This window comes from Lysobacter sp. ISL-50, from assembly GCF_018612875.1.
GTDB lineage: Bacteria > Pseudomonadota > Gammaproteobacteria > Xanthomonadales > Xanthomonadaceae > Lysobacter.
Genome location: NZ_JAGGRI010000036.1, coordinates 1 through 17589 on the forward strand (window position 1 = coordinate 1; position 17589 = coordinate 17589).

The following is a 17589-nucleotide window of genomic DNA, read 5'->3' on the forward strand; positions in this document are numbered from 1 at the left end:
CCGCGGCTGGATCGGCGGCGCCGCCCTGGCCGCGTCGGTCGCGGTCGCGGCCTTGTTCGTGGCGCGGCCGTTCTCCGACGAGGCCGCCGGCGGCGCGAGCGATCCGGCGCAGGTGGCGGCGCAGTCCGCGCCCGTCGCGCAGACGCCGCGGCCCGTTCCCGCGCCGGCTCCGGCTCAGACGCTGGCCGCCGCGCCGGTGCAAGGCGAGCCTTCGCTGACCTCGGCCGATGCCTCGGGCATCGCCGCCGGCGCGATCGCGGTCGCGGAAATCCCGCGCCGTCTCAACGAGCGCCGTTCGCGCGGCCAGAGCCAGCGCGCCGCGGTGCGCGCCTCCGAGCGCCAGAGCCTGCAACCGCCGCTGCAGATTGCGGCCGCCGCCGGCGCCGCGACGCCGGTCGTGGTGGCCGATGCCGCGGCGCACGCCAATCCGTTCCGTCCGCAGCAAAGCGAAGTGCCGCCGGCCTCGCGCCCGTGGCCGCGCGCGGCGCTGCCCAACTACCAGTCCGCCGGCAGCGGCTACGCCGCCAGCTACGGCAACGGCGGCCTGAGTTCGCCTTCGTTCTACCCGTTCGAGCCGGCCGCGTCGGCCGAAGACGCGCGAACCCGGCCATCGGTCCAGGAACGGCCGCAGCCGCAGCCCTAAGCTGCCTGTGCCGCGCCGGCCTTAGTCGCTTGCGCAACGCCCGCGCCGTCCACGACGGCCGGGCGCTTCCGAAACAATCAACGTCAAACCCCGCTCGATGCGCGCCGCGCCCGCGCAATGGATCCGTGTTGCCTTCTGCTTGTCCCTTTCCCCGGAAAAACTACGTCGTAATCGAGGTCGCAGCCCAATGAATCGCCTGACGATGAACCGCCTTCCCACGAGTCTTTCCGCCGACCGCCGCCTGCGCAGTCGTCCGCTGCATTCGCTGATGCTGGTCGGCGCGATCGTCGCCGCCCTGCCGGTCGCGTGCACCGCGCAGCCGCCGGCCACGCCGATCGCTCCGCCGCCCGCGGCCACCCCGGCGGCGCCGCTGGTCGCCGGTCTTCCGGACTTCACCCACTTGGTGCAGCGGGTCGGGCCGGCGGTGGTCAACATCAGCGCCGAGGTCACGCCCAAGCGCGAGCGCACCGCGCGCGGCCAGCCGCAGATGCCCGACGAGGACCAGATTCCGGAATTCTTCCGCCGCTTCTTCGGCCCGGACGGCATTCCCGGCGGACCCGGCGGCGGCGGGCAGAATCCGCGCCAGCCGCGCGGCGGCGCGCGTTCGATCGGCAGCGGCTTCCTGATTTCGCAGGACGGTTACGTGCTGACCAATCACCACGTCGTCGATGGCGCCGACACGGTCACGGTCAAGCTCACCGACCGCCGCGAGTTCAAGGCCAAGGTAATCGGCAGCGATGAGCAGTCCGACGTCGCCCTGCTCAAGATCGACGCCAAGGACCTGCCGTTCCTGCGCACCGCCAACGCCAGCCTGACCAAGGCCGGGCAGTGGGTGGTCGCGATCGGATCGCCGTTCGGCCTGGATCACTCGGTCACCGCCGGCATCGTCAGCGCGGTCGGCCGCAGCAATCCGTATGCGCCCGATCAGCGCTACGTGCCCTTCATCCAGACCGACGTGGCGATCAACCAGGGCAACTCCGGCGGCCCGCTGCTCAATACCAGCGGCGAGGTGGTCGGCATCAACTCGCAGATCTTCTCCAACTCCGGCGGCTACATGGGCGTGAGCTTCGCCATTCCGATCGACGTGGCGATGAACTCGGCCGAGCAGTTGCGGGCCAAGGGCAAGGTCAGTCGCGGCCAGCTCGGCGTGGTGGTCGAACCGCTGACCGCCGAGAAGGTGGCCGGCTTCAAGCTGCCCGACAGCGCCGGCGCGCTGATCAACCAGGTCCTGCCAGGCGGCCCGGCGGACAAGGCCGGGCTGGTGCCGGGCGATGTCATCCGCTCGGTCAACGGTACGAAGATCTACGAATCCAGCGATCTGCCGCCGCTGATCGGCAACATCGCGCCCGGGTCCAAGGCCAGGCTGACGGTGCTGCGCGACGGCAAGAACGTCGAGCTGACCGTGGCCGTCAACGAACTCGACGGCGCCTCCGCCGCCGGGCTGACCGGGGGCGACGCTCCGAACCGTCCCGGCGACTCCGCCGCGCCCGAGTCCAAGAGCAACGCGCTGGGCATCGTCGCGCAGGACGTCGATCCCGCCGCGCGCCAGCGCCTGAGCCTGAAGCCGGGCGAGGGCGTGGTGGTGCGCGATCCGGGCGACTCGGCCGGCGAGGCCGGGGTGCGCCAGGGCGACGTGATCCTGTCGGTCGGCCGCACCCCGGTCGGCAGCGCCGCGGCGTTGAACCGGGCCCTGGCCGGGACCAAGTCCGGGCAGACGGTGATGCTGCTGGTCCGGCGCGGCACCCAGACCCAGTTCATCGCAGTCCAGGCCGGCGGCGCGGAGAAGTGAGTCCGGCCCGTTCGCCGCGATCGCCGGGGTCCGCCAGGACCCGCGGGCTCGCGGCGGCGGGTGCGGCCGTGGCATCGGGCGCCCGCCGGGCTTCGGCGGGCGCCTTCGCATCCGCCGCCTTCTGCCGAGCCTGGCCGGTGTCGCGGTGTGTGAGCCCGGCCAGGCGGATTTCCGGCCGGCGCCGCCTCGCCGGCGCGAAGAACCGCCGGTGGCGGCGGGGGCTGTGCGATAATCTCCCGTTAATTTTCCTGTCCGTTCACTCTTTGGAGTCGGCGAGTCTTACGTCGCCCTGCATGCAACTGATCAGAAACTTCTCCATCATCGCCCACGTCGATCACGGCAAATCGACGCTCGCCGATCGCATCATCCAGCTGTGCGGAGGTCTCGAAGCGCGCGAGATGGAAGCGCAGGTGCTCGACTCGAACCCGATCGAGCGCGAACGCGGCATCACCATCAAGGCCCAGTCCGTCTCGCTGCCGTACAAGGCGAAGGACGGCAAGACCTATCAACTCAATTTCATCGACACCCCCGGCCACGTCGACTTCAGCTACGAGGTCAGCCGCTCGCTGGCCGCCTGCGAAGGCGCGCTGCTGGTGGTGGACGCGGCCCAGGGCGTGGAAGCGCAGTCGGTCGCCAATTGCTACACCGCGGTCGAGCAGGGCCTGGAAGTGGTGCCGGTGCTCAACAAGATCGACCTGCCCACCGCCGACATTGAGCGCGCCAAGGCCGAGATCGAAGCGGTCATCGGCATCGACGCCGAGGACGCGGTCGCGATCAGCGCCAAGACCGGCCTCAACGTCGATCTGGTGCTCGAGGCCATCGTCCAGCGCATTCCGCCGCCCAAGCCGCGCGACACCGACAAGCTGCAGGCGCTGATCATCGACTCGTGGTTCGACAACTACCTGGGCGTGGTCTCGCTGGTGCGGGTCATGCAGGGCGAAATCACCCCGGGCACGAAGATACTGGTCATGTCCACCGGCCGCACCCACCTGGTGGACAAGGTCGGTGTGTTCACGCCCAAGCGCAAGGAGCTGACCAAACTCGGCGCGGGCGAGGTGGGCTGGATCAACGCCTCGATCAAGGACGTGCACGGTGCGCCGGTCGGCGACACTCTGACCCTGGCCAGCGATCCGGCCGCAAAGCCGCTGCCGGGCTTCCAGGAAATGCAGCCGCGCGTGTTCGCGGGTCTGTTCCCGGTCGATGCCGAGGACTATCCGGCGCTGCGCGAGGCCCTGGAAAAACTGCGCCTCAACGACGCCGCGCTGCGCTTCGAGCCGGAAAGCTCCGAGGCCATGGGCTTCGGCTTCCGCTGCGGCTTTCTGGGCATGCTGCACATGGAGATCGTGCAGGAGCGCCTGGAGCGCGAGTACGACCTCAACCTGATTTCCACCGCGCCGACGGTGATCTACGAAGTGCTCAAGACCGACGGCACGATCATCCCCATGGACAACCCGGCCAAGCTGCCGCCGGTGAACATGGTGCAGGAAATCCGCGAGCCGGTGATCCGCGCCAACATCCTCACGCCGCCCGACTACATCGGCAGCGTGATCAAGTTGTGCGAGGAAAAACGCGGCGTGCAGATCGGCATCACCTACATGGCCAGCCAGGTGCAGATCAGCTATGAGCTGCCGATGGCCGAGGTAGTGCTGGACTTCTTCGACAAGCTCAAGTCGGTGTCGCGCGGCTACGCCTCGCTGGACTATCACTTCCTGCGTTTCCAGGAAGGTCCGTTCGTGCGCGTGGACACGCTGATCAACGGCGACAAGGTCGATGCGCTGTCGATCATCGTCCACCGCAGCCACGCCGACCGGCGCGGCCGCGACCTGTGCGAGAAGATGAAAGACCTGATTCCGCGGCAGATGTTCGACGTCGCCATCCAGGCCGCGGTCGGCTCGCAGATCATCGCCCGCAGCACGGTCAAGGCGATGCGCAAGAACGTTTTGGCCAAATGTTATGGTGGCGACATCAGCCGCAAGAAGAAGCTCCTCGAGAAGCAGAAAGAGGGCAAGAAGCGGATGAAGCAGGTCGGCCGGGTCGAGATTCCGCAGGAAGCCTTCCTCGCGGTGCTGTCCACCGACAACAAGTAAAGCGGACGGGAATAGGGAAAGGGGAATCGGGAATCGTCGACAAGTCGGCCGGCCTCCGGTTTTTCTGAAGTTTTCGTCTCCATCAACTAGCGCGGGAGGCGGGTAAGACAGGTTCGAGGATGGGGGGCGACGGCTTTGGCCGACTCCCCATTCCCGATTCCCGATTCCCGGCCATTCCCGCCCAAAGGATTAAGCATGCGTTGGTTCGAAATCGCTCTGGTGTCGCTGACTTTGTTCACCGGCCTGGTCTGGTTGCTCGACAAGGCGGTGCTGGCCAAGCGCCGCGCCGCGCGCGAAGGCCTGCTCGACGACGGCAAGGAGCCGGTCGTGGTCGACTACTCCAAGGCCTTTTTTCCGGTGCTGTTCGTGGTGCTGATCCTGCGCAGCTTCATCGCCGAACCGTTCCGCATTCCGTCGAACTCGATGATGCCGACCCTGCTGACCGGCGACTTTATCCTGGTCAACAAGTTCACCTATGGCCTGCGCCTGCCGATCACCAACCAGAAGATTCTCGCGATGGGCGAGCCCGAGCGCGGCGACGTGGTCGTGTTCCGTCCACCGCACCATCCCGAGCAGGACTGGATCAAGCGCATCATCGGCCTGCCGGGCGACAAGGTCAGCTACCGCGACGGCCGCCTGACGGTCAACGGCGAGCCGATCATTTATGCGCCGATCGGCACTTACCAGGGCCGCGGCAACGGTACGGAAATGACCGGTGCGCAAGAATTGCGCGAACAGATCGGCAAACACGTGCACCGGATCCTGCTGCGCACCGAATCGCCGCTGCTCGACCAGGGCGAGGGCGACTGGGTCGTCCCGCAAGGCGAGTATTTTGTGATGGGCGACAATCGCGACAACAGCGAGGACAGCCGATACTGGGGCTACCTGCCGGAGCAGAATCTGCGCGGCCGGGCTTTCCTGATCTGGATGAATTTCGACGGGGGCGTGGATTTTTCCCGGATCGGTAATAGCATTCCGTAACCGCGCCCGCCGTCGCGCGGGCGCCAGGAGCGGGGCCGCCCTGGATCGGCGAACGTGATCGGCAATGGATCAAATGGGGATTGAAGGTATGAAGCGTAATCAGAGCGGCATCACCCTGATCGGGTTCATCATCGTGCTGGGTCTGGCCGGCGTGTTCGTCTATGTCGGCATGAAGCTGGTGCCGATGTACACCGAGTTCTATTCGGTCAAGCGTTCGCTGGCCGACCTGGCCAAGGAGCCGGGCGCGGGCCACATGGACAGCGCCAAGGCGCGCGACCTGTTCTTCCGCCGCATGGACATGAGCTATGTCGACAGCGTGAAGCCGGAGAACTTCAAGATCGTGCGTAGCGACGGCGGCATGCAGATCACCGTCAACTATGAAGTGCGCCGTCCGCTGATCGCCAACCTCGACGTGGTCGGACGGTTCAACGCGGTCCAGCAACTGACTTCGAAAGAAGGTGATTGATCGCCTCGGCCACGGCTTCGCCAACCCGGCATTGCTGCAGCAGGCGTTGACCCACCGCAGCGCCGGGGCGCCGCATAACGAACGCCTGGAGTTTCTGGGCGATGCGCTGGTGAATCTGTTCATGGCCGAGGCGCTGTACCAGCGTTGGCCGCAGGCCGATGAGGGCGCGCTGACCCGCGCCCGCGCCGAACTGGTGCGCGAGTCGGCGTTGGCGCCGATCGCGCGCGCGCTGGAACTCGGCGCCCGGCTTACGCTCGGCCCCGGCGAAATGAAGTCCGGCGGCCACCGCCGCGATTCGATCCTGGCCGACGCCCTGGAAGCCGTGGTCGCGGCGATCTACCTCGATGCCGGCTTCGAGACCTGCCGCGAGCGGGTACTGCCCTGGTTCGTGGAGGCGATGGACGCCTTGCCGCCGGCGCACAAGGTCGGCAAGGACGCCAAGACGCGTCTGCAGGAATGGCTGCAGGGACGGCAGAAACCGCTGCCGGTCTACGCCCTGTTGTCGGAAAGCGGCGAAGACCACGCCAAGAGCTTCCGCGTCAGCTGCACCCTGAGCCAGCCGCCGCTCACCTCCGAAGGCGAGGCCGGTTCGCGCCGCGCCGCCGAACAACTGGCGGCGGAAGAAGCCTTGCGCCTGCTCAAGGCCGACGACTGAGCGGCGCGGGCTTGCCCGGGATCGGCGCCGCCGACGGATTGGTCGAGTCAGGCGGCTGAGGCCGGCGAACGCCGCGCGCCGCGCATTACGTCCCATCCCGACCGTCCAGCCTCATCCAACGGCCCCCGCCGCCAGCCCTCGCGGCCGCCGGCCGGTGCCGATTTCCTCCTTTCCCGCCGCCATTCGTGAACGCGCCCGGTGCCCGCGTTTGCCCTGGCCGCGCCGCACGCGGACAATTCGCCAATGAACCCCACTCCTTATCGCGCCGGCCACGTCGCCGTCATCGGCCGTCCCAACGTCGGCAAATCCACCCTGGTCAACGCGCTGGTCGGGGCCAAGATCAGCATCGTCTCGCCGCGTCCGCAGACCACCCGCCATCGCTTGCTCGGCATCGCCACCTTTCCCGAGGGCCAGCTGCTGCTGGTGGACACGCCCGGCATCCACCGCGAACAGAAGCGCGCGATGAACCGGATGATGAATCGCGCCGCGCGCGGTTCGCTGGAAGGCGTCGATGCGGCCTTGCTGGTCGTGCGCGCGGGCAAGTGGGAGGACGAAGACAGTCTGGCGTTCGACGCGCTGCGCGGCGCCGGCCTGCCGGTGGTGCTGGTGGTCAATCAGGTCGATCGCATCGCGGACAAGACCGCGCTGTTGCCGTATCTGGCCCAGGTCAGCGAGGGCCGCGAATTCGCCGGCGTGCATCCGATCTCCGCGCTCAAGCGCAGCGGCCTGGAAGCGCTGGTCAAGACCGTGATGGCGCTGCTGCCCGAGCAGGAAGCGCTGTACGGCGAAGACGAGATCACCGACAAGAGCCAGCGCTTCCTCGCCGGCGAGATGGTGCGCGAGCAGGTCATGCGCCAGCTCGGCGAAGAACTGCCGTATGCGACCACGGTCGAGATCGAACGTTTCGAAGTCGACGGCGCGCTGCTGCGCATCGGCGCGGTGATCTGGGTCGAGCGCGACGGCCAGAAGGCGATCGTGATCGGCAAGGGCGGCACGCGCCTGCGCGAGATCGGCGCCAAGGCCCGCGTGCAGATGGAGCATCTGTTCGGCGCGAAAGTGTTCCTGGAAACCTGGGTGCGCGTGCGCGAGGGCTGGTCGGACGACGAAGCGGCGTTGCGGCAGTTGGGGTACGAATAAGGCTTGGGGGCGGGAATTGGGAATCGGGAATCGGGAATCGGAACAGCCGCGGTTCGTTGCTGATGCGCGGCATCGCCGAAACACTTCCTTGAACGGTTTTTCATCAAGCCAGCGAACCCGCTTTTAACCGATTCCCGATTCCCGATTCCCGATTCCCGGCCACCAATGCGCCTGTCCGCCGAACCCGCCTACGTCCTGCACACGCGCCCCTGGCGCGAGACCAGCCTGCTGGTCGAGGCGCTGAGCGAACAGCACGGCCGCATCGGCCTGATCGCGCGCGGCGTGCAAGGGCCCAAGCGGCAGGTGTTGCGCGCGGCGTTGCAACCGTTTCAGTTCATTCGTGTGGACGCGTTGCTGCGCGGCGAACTCGCGCGGCTGATCGCGGCCGAGGCCGTGGACGCGGCGCCGCGCCTGCACGGCGAAGCCGCGCTGGCCGGGTTCTACATCAACGAACTGCTGCTGCGGCTGGTGCCGCGCGGCGATCCGTTCCCGGAACTGTTCGATCTCTACGGCCGCACCCGCGCCGAGCTGGACGGCGACAATCTGGCCTGGACCTTGCGCCGCTTCGAGCGCGATCTGCTCGAAGCCCTGGGCTCGGGCTTCGATTGGCGCGTGGACGCCGACGGCGTCGCCATCGATCCGGCCGCGCGTTACCGCCTCGACGCCGAGCAGGGGCCGCGGCGCCTGCTCAGCGATCGCGGACACGGCGAACGCAACGCCGCCGCGACCGGCCGCGCCTTGCTCGCGCTGGCCGACGACATCGTGCCGCAGGCCTCGGATCTGCCCGGCCTGCGCCACGTCATGCGCAGCGTGCTCGTGCACCACCTGGGGCCGCGCGGACTGAAGTCGTGGGAGATGCTGGCGGAACTGTCGCGGGTATCGGTCAAACGCGAACCGGGCCCGATCGCCGAGTGATGCGGCCGAGACTGTAGGAGGGAGCTTCAGCCCCGATGCTTTTCGGTCCGATCGCCATGCACTGACCGAAAAGCATCGGGGCTGAAGCTCCCTCCTACAAATCAGCCTGCCTGCTCGATCGTGTCCTGCGCGGCCAGATCGAACTGATTCAACAGCGCCTGCGAATCGGGCTGCGTCTGCAGCGCCTGCACCGCCTCGCCCAGGCGCGCGGCGCCGACGAAACCGCAACTCGCGCGCAGCTTGTGCAATTCCCCGCGCATCGCTTCGAGGTTGCCCAATTGCGCGGCTGCCAGAATCGAGCGGCGCGCGTTCGGCAGTTCCTGCGTGAACAAGCCGCGCAAGGTGGCGATGTGGGCGCGGTTGCCGTTGAGCGCGCGCGCGGCACCGTCGTCGTCCCAGACCGCGGACTGGCCGGCGGCGGGCGCGGCGGGTTGATCGTGTTCCGGCAAGCCGAGCAGGCGCCGGATCGCGCAGCGGACAGCCGCCGCCGGCAGCGGCTTGACCAGGACTTCGGAGAAGCCCGAAGCGATCAGGCGATCGCGCACTTCGCTCTCGCCGGTGGCGGTATGCGCCAACGCCGGCGTGCGCGGATGGCGGCGGCGCAGGCGTTCGAGCAGATCGATGCCGCTGCCGTCGGGCAGGTGCGCATCGAACAGCCACAGCTGGTAATCCTGGGAGGCGCTCAGGGCCATCGCCGAGGCGAGACTGTCGGCGCCGTCGACGTAGGCGGGTACCGCTTCGACGGCGGCGGTGAGAAAAGCGCGGCTGGTCGGATCGTCCTCGACCAGCAATACGCGTGGGACTTGGGGATTCTTCATTGCCGGTTCGCTTCCGCCCGCTATCCTGCATCCATGCTGCGGACCATGTTACGCCTCCTGATGGGTTTGTCGCTGCCCGCTTTGTGGGCGGCGACGACCGATGCTGAGGCGCGCACGCTGAACGCCAGGATGGCGCGGGTCGCGACCGCTGTTGCAACTTTGGAACAGGTGCAAGTGCGTCTTTCCTGGCCGGCGCAGGCCACCGAGGGGGCATTGGAATTGCGCGCCGCGCGAATCCAGGCGCCGGACCTGGGCTACCGCTTCCGCGACGTGGTCTGGCGTTGCCCGCTCAAGCGCGACGGCCGCGGCGGCTGGCGCTGCGAAGGCGATCTGCGCGGCGGCGCCGGCAAGCCGCTGCGGCTGGCGCTGGACCTGGGCGTGGCCAGCACCGACGCGCGCCTGAGCCAGGGCGGCGGCGCCTTGTCGCTGCATCGCGCGGCGGCCTCGCCGGACCTGACCCGGATCGAACTGGCGCGGGTGCCGCTGGCCTGGGCGCAGGCCCTGGTCGCGCAGGCCTGGCCGCAAGCGCGGCTCAAGGCCGGCACTCTTGACGGCCATCTCGATATCGCCACGCCCGAACATAAACCGCTCAGCATCGCCGGCCCGCTGCGCCTGCTCGGCGGCGCCCTGGACACGCCCGACGGCCTGACCGCGGCGGAGAAACTCGGCGCGCAATTGCAGATCGACGCCTCGCTGGACCGCAGCGATCGCATCGCCATCGGCGGTCGCCTGCTCGGCGGCGAAATGCTGTTCGGCAACGCCTACGTATCGCTGCAGCAACGCCCGGTCGATCTGCGCATCGAAGCGAGCCAGAACCCGGGCGAGGGTTGGCGCCTGCCGCGATTGTCGTGGCGCGACGGCGGCATCCTCGCGGTCGATGGCAGCGCGGCGCTGACGCCCGATGCCTCGCTGGCGGCGCTCGACCTGAACCTCGACAGCGCCGACCTCGCGCCGCTGCGCGATGGCTACCTGTCGGGTTTCCTCGGCCTGGCCGGTCTGGCCAAGCTGGAGCTGTCCGGCGCCCTGCAGGCGCGTGTGCGCATGAGCGGCGGCGAACTGCAGCAGGCCGAGGCGAACCTGCATGAGGTGGCGTTGAAGGACGACCAGGGCCGGTTCCGCTTCGAAGGCCTCGACGGCAGCGTCGCCTACTCGGCCGACGCGCCGCGCGACAGCGAACTGAGTTGGCGCGAAGGCGCCTTGTACGGGCTCGGATTCGGCGCGGTGCGATTGCCGTTTTCCAGCGGCGCCGGCGAATTGCGCCTGCGGCGCGCGGTGGATTTCCCGATGCTCGGCGGCCGCGCCGGCTTCGACGGCCTGCGCCTGCGTCCGCCCTCCGGCGGCAAGGGCCTGGACCTGCGCTTCGGCCTGAATCTGGAGCGGCTCGACGTCGGCCAACTGGCCAAGGCGCTGGACTGGCCGGCGTTCACCGGCGAACTCAGCGGCCGCCTGCCCGAAGCCCATTACGCCGACGACCGGCTCGAACTCAACGGCGGCCTGACCATGCAGTTGTTCGGCGGCACGGTGGCGGTGTCGTCGCTGGCGATGGAGCGTCCGTTCGGGGTCGCGCCGACGCTGAGCTCGGATCTGGCGCTGGAGAACATCGATCTGGAGTCGCTGACCGGCGTGTTCGGTTTCGGCAGCATCACCGGACGGCTGTTCGGCCGGATCGAGCAACTGCGCCTGGTCGATTGGCAGCCCACCGCGTTCGACGCCGAACTGCACACGCGCAAGACCCGCGGCGTGCGCCAGCGCATCAGCCAGCGCGCCGTGCAGGACCTGTCCAGCGTCGGCGATTCGTCCTTCGTCGGCAGCCTGCAGGACAGGCTGATCGGATTCTTCGACGACTTCGGCTATGCCCGCCTCGGTATTTCCTGCCGGCTGGCCGACGAGGTCTGCAACATGGATGGCCTGGGCGCGGCCAAGAACAACGGTTTCACCATCGTCCAGGGCTCGGGCGTGCCGCACCTGGACGTGGTCGGCTACAACCGCCGCGTCGATTGGCCGACCCTGCTCGAACGCCTGGAAGCGGTCAGCAAGGGCGATGTGAAGCCGGTGGTTCAGTAACCGGCCGGCTTGCCTTCGACGTAGCCTTGTCGTTCAACGGCGCCGTGGTTCAATAGGCGCCATTCGTTCAACCCGCGACCGGACCCGCGGGATACCGCGCCGGACGCGCACAACCAGAAGGATTCGCTCATGCGCCGTTGGATGGGAGTACCGGTCGCCGCCGTGATGTTGACGGCTTGCGTGACGATCAACGTCTACTTCCCGGCCGCCGAGGCCAAGGAAGCGGCCAAGGAGTTCGTGGAGAAGGTGATCGGCGATCAACCGCAGATGCAGACGCCCGAGGTTCCGAAGGAAGGCGGCAAGCCCGGTGGCGGAGGCGGCAACGCTTTCCTGAGCTCGCCCAAATTGGAATGGGGCCAACTGGCCAGCCGCATCGACTGGCTGTCGCTGGCCGGCATCGGCAGCGCGCGGGCGCAGTCGCCCGACATCTCGATCAAGACCCCGGCGATCCAGGCGATCCAGTCGCGCATGGCGCAGCGTTTCGATGGCCAATTGCGCGCGCACTTCGATTCCGGCGCGCTCGGCTTCGCCAGCAACGGCACGGTCAGCGTGCGCGACGCCTCCAAGATCCCGCTGTCCGACCGGGTCGGCGTCAACCAGGCGGTGGCCGACCAGGGCCGCGATTCGGCCGCGGTCTACCGCGAGATCGCCGTCGCCAACGGCCACCCGGAATGGGAAGCGCAGATCCGCCAGGTATTCGCGCGGCAGTGGATCGACAGCGCCAAGGGCGGCTGGTGGTATCAGGATGCGGGCGGCGGCTGGAAGCAGAAGTAAGGCCTGTCGGCGGGAATCGGGAATTGGGAATCGGGAATCGGGAATCGGGAATCGTTAAAGCAAAGGCCCGCGAAAGCGGGCTTTTTGTTTGATCTGGCCGTGACGACGGCTTTTGCCCTTCCGATTCCCCATTCCCCATTCCCCATTCCCGATTCCCGGCGCCATGCGACAATGCGCCCCCTTTGATTCCTGCCAGCAGCTGTGGCCCGCATCGATCAAACTCCCTTCGAGGTCGCCATCACCGGCCTCACTCACGACGGCCGCGGCGTCGCCCGGCGCGTGGACCCCAAGGCGCCCAACGAGGCCGGCAAAGCCATCTTCGTCGCCGGCGCGTTGCCGGGCGAGCGGGTCATGGCCAAGCAGACCGCGCGTTCGCGCAGTTTCGACGAGGCGGTGACGCTGGAAGTGCTGCAGGCCTCGGCCGATCGCGTGCAACCGCGTTGCGTGCATTTCGGCACCTGCGGCGGCTGCGCCTTGCAGCACATGGCCGAAGAACAGCAGATCGTCGCCAAGCAGCGCGTGCTGATGGAAAACTTCGAACGCATCGGCCATGTCATGCCCGAGCGCGTGCTGCCGGCGCTGACCGATTCGGCCTGGGGCTATCGCCGCAAAGGCCGGTTCTCGGTGCGCCGGGTCGAGAAGAAGGACAAGACCCTGGTCGGTTTCCGCGAAACCGACCCGCGTTTCGTCGCCGACATCGGCCGCTGCGAAACCGTGATTCCGGCGATCGGCGACAAGATTTCCGCGCTCGCGCAACTCATCGACGGCCTGCAGGCGCGGCGCGAGATTCCGCAGGTGGAGTTCATCGGCGGCGATCCCCAGGACGCCGGCGAGAATTCGCACAGCGGCATCGCGCTGACCTTCCGTCATCTGGCGCCGCTGTCGCAGGACGACCGCGACGCCATCGTCGCCTTCGCCCGCCAGCATGAATTCGCGGTGTTCCTGCAGCCCGGCGGAATCGAGAGCGTGCACCCGCTGTGGCCGGCCGATCCGCAGCTGTCGTTCACGCTGCCGCAGTGGAATCTGGAACTGAAGTTCCGTCCGCTGGACTTCATCCAGGTCAATGCCGGGCTGAACGGCCACATGATCCAGCACGCCCTGGATCTGCTCGCGCCGCAGCCGGAGGATCGTGTGCTGGATCTGTTCGCCGGCCTGGGCAATTTCACCTTGCCGCTGGCGCGCAGCGTGCGCGAAGTGGTCGGCGTGGAAGGCGAGGCCGGGCTGGTCAAGCGTGCGCGCGAGAACGCCGAGCACAACGGCCTGGCCAACGCGAAGTTCTACGCCGCCGATCTGGGCAAGGATCTGAGCGGCGAGCCGTGGATGCGCGAAGGCTTCGACCGCCTGCTGCTGGACCCGCCGCGTTCGGGCGCCGACTTCGTGCTGACGCAATTGCCGCTCAAGCAGTTCAAGCGCATCGTCTACGTCAGCTGCCACCCGGCCTCGCTGGCGCGCGACGCCGGTTATCTGGTGCGCGAAAAGGGCTGGAAGCTGCGCGCGGCCGGGGTGATGGATATGTTCCCGCATACCGCGCACGTGGAATCGATCGCGATGTTCGAACGCTGAGGCAGCGTTCGCGCGGTGACGGGTCGTTGTTTTTTCTTCAGGGAAATTTCCGTGGGCATTGAAATCGAACGCAAATTCCTGGTGATCGGCGAATCCTGGCGCGACGCCGCGCACAAGGTCGTGCCGATGGCGCAGGGGTATCTCAACGATCTGGCGGCGATGGACACCGGCGCGATGAAAGCCTCGGTGCGCGTGCGCATCGCCGGCGATGAGGCCTTCCTCAACCTGAAATCGCGCGAGTTGGGCCATACCCGGCAGGAATTCGATTACCCGATCCCGGTCGAGGACGCGCGCGGCCTGCTCGCGCTCAGCGTCGGCGGCATGGTCGATAAGCGCCGCCACTACGTCCAGTACGAAGGGCATCTGTGGGAAGTCGATGAATTCCTCGGCGACAACGCCGGGCTGGTCGTGGCCGAGATCGAACTGGCCAGCGCCGACGCCGAATTCGCCAAGCCCGAGTGGGCCGGCGCCGAGGTCACCGACTCGGTGCGTTACTACAACCTGGCGCTGGCGACCCGGCCGTATGCGCAGTGGACCCCGGCCGAGCGCGACGGCGCGCCCTGAGGTCTTTTGTAGGAGGGGCTTTGTGGGAGGGAGCTTCAGCCCCGATGCTTTTCGCTCAGGTCATGGATATTCGCCACATCTGAACCAAGAGCATCAGGGCTAAAGCTCCCTCCCACAAAGCCCTTCATCGACGAATCCACGAAGTCTGTTGTAGGAGGGGCTTCAGCCCCGATGCTTTTCGCTCAGATTGCGGCCATTCGCCCCATCTGAACCAAGAGCATCGGGGCTAAAGCTCCCTCCCACAAAGCCCCCAACGGCGAATCCCCGAGGTCTGTTGTAGGAGGGGCTTCAGCCCCGATGCTTTTCGCTCAGGTCGCGGCCATTCGCCATATCTGAGCCAAGAGCATCGGGGCTAAAGCTCCCTCCCACAAAGCCCCTCCTACAAAAGGCCTCGTGGATGCCGGCTCCCGGGCCGCCACCCCGGCAGGATGCCCCGCCGCCGCATCTGCGCGACAATACGCACAGCGCAGACCGCGCTGTTTTCTCCTTCAGGAGTTCCGCATGCTCGTGATCGGCGTCGCCGGTACCGAACTCACCGCGCAGGAGCGCGACTGGCTGCAGCACGATGCCTGCGCCGGCGTGATCCTGTTCAGCCGCAACTTCGCCTCCCGGGCCCAGGTCGCCGAGCTGTCGGCGGCGATCCGCGCCGCCGCGCCGCGGCCGCAGCTGATCTGCGTGGACCAGGAAGGCGGGCGCGTGCAGCGCTTCCGCGAGGGCTACAGCGCGCTGCCGCCGCTGGAGGTGTTCGGCAAGCTCTACGCCTCCGATCCCCAGGCCGCGCTCACGCTCGCGGAAGAACACGCCCAGTTGATGGCCGGCGAAGTCCAGGCCAGCGGCGTGGACCTGAGCTTCGCGCCGGTGGTCGATCTGGGCCGCGGCAATCTCGCCATCGGCAACCGCGCCTTCGACGCCGATCCGCAAATCGTCGCCGAGTTCACCCGCGCCTACGTCCGCGGCATGCACGCGCGCGGCATGGCCGCCACGCTCAAGCATTTCCCCGGCCACGGCTCGGTGCGCGCCGATACCCATTTCGATCAGGCCGCCGATCCGCGCACGCTGGAGGAACTGCGCGCCACCGATCTGATTCCGTTCGTCGCCGGCATCGACGCCCGCGCCGACGCGGTGATGATGGCGCACGTGTCCTATCCGGCGGTGGCGCCGGAACCGGCCGGCTACTCGCGCTACTGGATCGAGGACGTCCTGCGCGCGCAGATGGGTTTCCGCGGCGTGGTGTTCAGCGACGACATCGGCATGGCCGCGGCGTTCTCGGTCGGCGGGATCAAGGCGCGTATCGACGCGCACCTGGACGCCGGCTGCGACGTCGTGCTGGTCTGTCATCCGCAATTGGTAGAAGAGTCTCTGGCCGCGGTCGAAGGCCGCAGCCTCAACACCGCCGCGCTGCTCGGCCTGCTCGGCCGCGGCGCGATGGGCTGGGATGGCCTGATCGCCGACAGCCGCTACAGCGAAACCCGCACCCGTTTGGAAGGACTGGCTTGATGAGCGCTAACGACCTGGCTTCGGCCCTGGAAAATGCCGACCTGATCTTCGATCGCCGCACCCTGGAGCGGGAGATCGCGCGCATGGCGGTAAGGATTCGCAACGATTACGCCGGCAGCCGTCCGGTCTACTTAACGATCATGCACGGCGGCATGCCGTTCGCCTCGCAACTGGCGATGGAACTGGGCGAGCGCGGGCTGGACCTGGAATTCGATTACCTGCACGCCACCCGTTACCGCGGCGCGACCACCGGCGCCGACCTGGTCTGGAAGCACCGTCCGGCGACGCCACTGCGCGGCCGCCGCGTGCTGCTGGCCGACGATATTCTCGATGAAGGCCATACCTTGAACGGCATCCGCGAATGGTGCCGCGAGCAGGGCGCCGCCGAGGTGCGCATCGCCGCGCTCGCGGTGAAGGCGCACGGACGTTGCGTCGAGGGCCTGCACGCCGATTACGTCGGCGTCGAAGTGCCGGATCGCTATGTGTTCGGCTACGGCATGGACTTCCATGAGCAGGGCCGCAACCTGCCGGCGATCTATGCGTTGAAGTGAAGCGGGAATGACAAGCGGGAATGCAGGGAGTCGGGAATGGATGGGGCGTTAGCGTTTTGCCGGCATGCACGACCGTGTTTTCCGCGAATTCCTTCGCTCCCTTCATTTCCCGTATCCCCCTGATCGCTTGCTTCACCTTTCAATCGGATCTTGCGCAATGACATCCCAAATCGACCTCGCCGTGATCGGCGGCACCGGCCTGTACCGCATCGCCGAACTGCAGGACGTGCAGACCCATCAGCCGGCGACGCGTTACGGCGCGCCGTCGGGTCCGGTGCGGGTGGGCCTGCTGGGCGGCCGCCGCGTCGCGTTTCTGGCGCGTCACGGCGAAGGCCATTCCTTGCCGCCGCATCAGATCAACTACCGCGCCAATCTCGCCGCGTTGCAGGCGCTCGGCGCGCAGCGCGTGCTCGCGCTCAATACGGTGGGCGGAATTACCGAACGGTTCGGCCCGCGCGCGCTCGGTTGTCCGGATCAGCTGATCGATTACACCTGGGGCCGCATCTCCACGGTGTGCGAAGAACCCGGCACCGAAGTGCTGCATGTGGATTTCGGCGAGCCGTACACGCGCAGCTTGCGCGCGGCGGTGATCGCGGCGGCGGCGCGCGCCGGCGTGGCGCTGGTCGATGGAGGTTGCTACGGCGCGACTCAGGGCCCGCGCCTGGAAACCCGCGCGGAAATCGCGCGCATGCGCCGCGACGGCTGCGATCTGGTCGGCATGACCGGCATGCCCGAAGCCGGCCTGGCGCGCGAAATGGGCCTGGATTACGCCTGTTTGGCGATCGTCGCGAACTGGGCCGCGGGCGCCGGTCCCGATCCGGATGAAGTCATCACCTTGCAGGATGTGCTCGATAACGTCGCGGTGGCGTCCGCCGGTTTGCCCGCGCTGCTGGGCGCGTTGCTCGATGCCGCATAGGTGACAGCAGTCGCATAAATGCGAATCTGCGTAAGAAACGTGGCCGGAAATTTCTTCAAATCACGTGCTCGATGCCGTCACGCTGAACCGTTGTCATCCAACGGCACAGTTTGCATACTCGCACTGCGTCTCGCGCCACATCCGGCGACGACGCACGTCAACGCATCCA

15 protein-coding genes and 1 pseudogene are annotated in these 17589 nt (G+C 67.6%); 15 read left to right on the plus strand and 1 reads right to left on the minus strand.

Annotated features, from left to right (window positions below; genetic code table 11):
• From J7J50_RS19200 to recO, 8 genes and pseudogenes are all read left to right on the plus strand, one after another.
• A pseudogene (locus J7J50_RS19200) lies at positions 1-643 on the plus strand (hypothetical protein); the annotation flags it as partial.
• 268 nt (positions 644-911) lie between these two features.
• Positions 912-2432: a DegQ family serine endoprotease gene (locus tag J7J50_RS19205; protein ID WP_215059362.1), complete on the plus strand. Its 1521-nt coding sequence runs from the start codon at positions 912-914 to the stop codon at positions 2430-2432.
• A 293-nt stretch (positions 2433-2725) separates the two neighbouring features.
• Entirely contained in the window at positions 2726-4519 is a 1794-nt protein-coding gene (gene lepA / locus J7J50_RS19210) for a translation elongation factor 4 (protein WP_215059304.1), read from the plus strand.
• 195 nt (positions 4520-4714) lie between these two features.
• Positions 4715-5500: a signal peptidase I gene (lepB, locus tag J7J50_RS19215; protein WP_215059306.1), complete on the plus strand. Its 786-nt coding sequence runs from the start codon at positions 4715-4717 to the stop codon at positions 5498-5500.
• Between the two features lie 88 nt (positions 5501-5588).
• On the plus strand, positions 5589-5966 hold the full coding sequence (locus J7J50_RS19220; protein ID WP_215059309.1) for a DUF4845 domain-containing protein: 378 nt from the start codon (positions 5589-5591) through the stop codon (positions 5964-5966).
• Positions 5959-6621: a ribonuclease III gene (gene rnc, locus J7J50_RS19225; protein ID WP_215059311.1), complete on the plus strand. Its 663-nt coding sequence runs from the start codon at positions 5959-5961 to the stop codon at positions 6619-6621. Before J7J50_RS19220 ends, rnc begins: the two co-directional genes overlap by 8 nt.
• A gap of 243 nt (positions 6622-6864) precedes the next feature.
• Positions 6865-7758: a GTPase Era gene (era, locus tag J7J50_RS19230; protein WP_057942368.1), complete on the plus strand. Its 894-nt coding sequence runs from the start codon at positions 6865-6867 to the stop codon at positions 7756-7758.
• Positions 7759-7923: 165 nt separating this feature from the next.
• Complete coding sequence (gene recO / locus J7J50_RS19235; RefSeq protein WP_215059313.1) at positions 7924-8673, plus strand: DNA repair protein RecO; 750 nt, start codon at positions 7924-7926, stop codon at positions 8671-8673.
• Positions 8674-8774: 101 nt separating this feature from the next.
• Here the strand turns inward: recO and J7J50_RS19240 are convergent, their stop codons facing one another.
• The gene (locus J7J50_RS19240; RefSeq protein ID WP_215059315.1) at positions 8775-9491 is read right to left on the minus strand and encodes a response regulator; all 717 of its coding nucleotides are present in this window, start codon (positions 9489-9491) and stop codon (positions 8775-8777) included.
• A gap of 45 nt (positions 9492-9536) precedes the next feature.
• On the opposite strand from J7J50_RS19240, the gene J7J50_RS19245 reads away from it, so the two are divergent.
• The 7 genes from J7J50_RS19245 (at position 9537) to J7J50_RS19275 (ending at position 17420) form a co-directional block, all read left to right on the plus strand.
• Positions 9537-11555, plus strand: a complete 2019-nt coding sequence (locus J7J50_RS19245; RefSeq protein ID WP_215059317.1) for a YdbH domain-containing protein — start codon at positions 9537-9539, stop codon at positions 11553-11555.
• A gap of 129 nt (positions 11556-11684) precedes the next feature.
• The gene (locus tag J7J50_RS19250; protein WP_215059319.1) at positions 11685-12329 is read left to right on the plus strand and encodes a DUF1318 domain-containing protein; all 645 of its coding nucleotides are present in this window, start codon (positions 11685-11687) and stop codon (positions 12327-12329) included.
• A 189-nt stretch (positions 12330-12518) separates the two neighbouring features.
• A complete protein-coding gene (gene rlmD / locus J7J50_RS19255) occupies positions 12519-13892 on the plus strand; it encodes a 23S rRNA (uracil(1939)-C(5))-methyltransferase RlmD (protein ID WP_215059364.1) in 1374 nt (457 codons plus the stop codon).
• 51 nt (positions 13893-13943) lie between these two features.
• Positions 13944-14456, plus strand: a complete 513-nt coding sequence (locus J7J50_RS19260) for a CYTH domain-containing protein (RefSeq protein ID WP_215059320.1) — start codon at positions 13944-13946, stop codon at positions 14454-14456.
• A 501-nt stretch (positions 14457-14957) separates the two neighbouring features.
• Positions 14958-15953, plus strand: a complete 996-nt coding sequence (gene nagZ, locus J7J50_RS19265; RefSeq protein ID WP_215059323.1) for a beta-N-acetylhexosaminidase — start codon at positions 14958-14960, stop codon at positions 15951-15953.
• Positions 15953-16504 carry a hypoxanthine-guanine phosphoribosyltransferase gene (locus J7J50_RS19270; RefSeq protein WP_215059326.1) on the plus strand — a complete coding sequence of 184 codons (552 nt, stop codon included), beginning with the start codon at positions 15953-15955 and terminating at the stop codon, positions 16502-16504. Before nagZ ends, J7J50_RS19270 begins: the two co-directional genes overlap by 1 nt.
• Before the next feature lie 157 nt (positions 16505-16661).
• Positions 16662-17420: an S-methyl-5'-thioinosine phosphorylase gene (locus tag J7J50_RS19275; RefSeq protein WP_215059329.1), complete on the plus strand. Its 759-nt coding sequence runs from the start codon at positions 16662-16664 to the stop codon at positions 17418-17420.
• Positions 17421-17589: the final 169 nt, after the last annotated feature.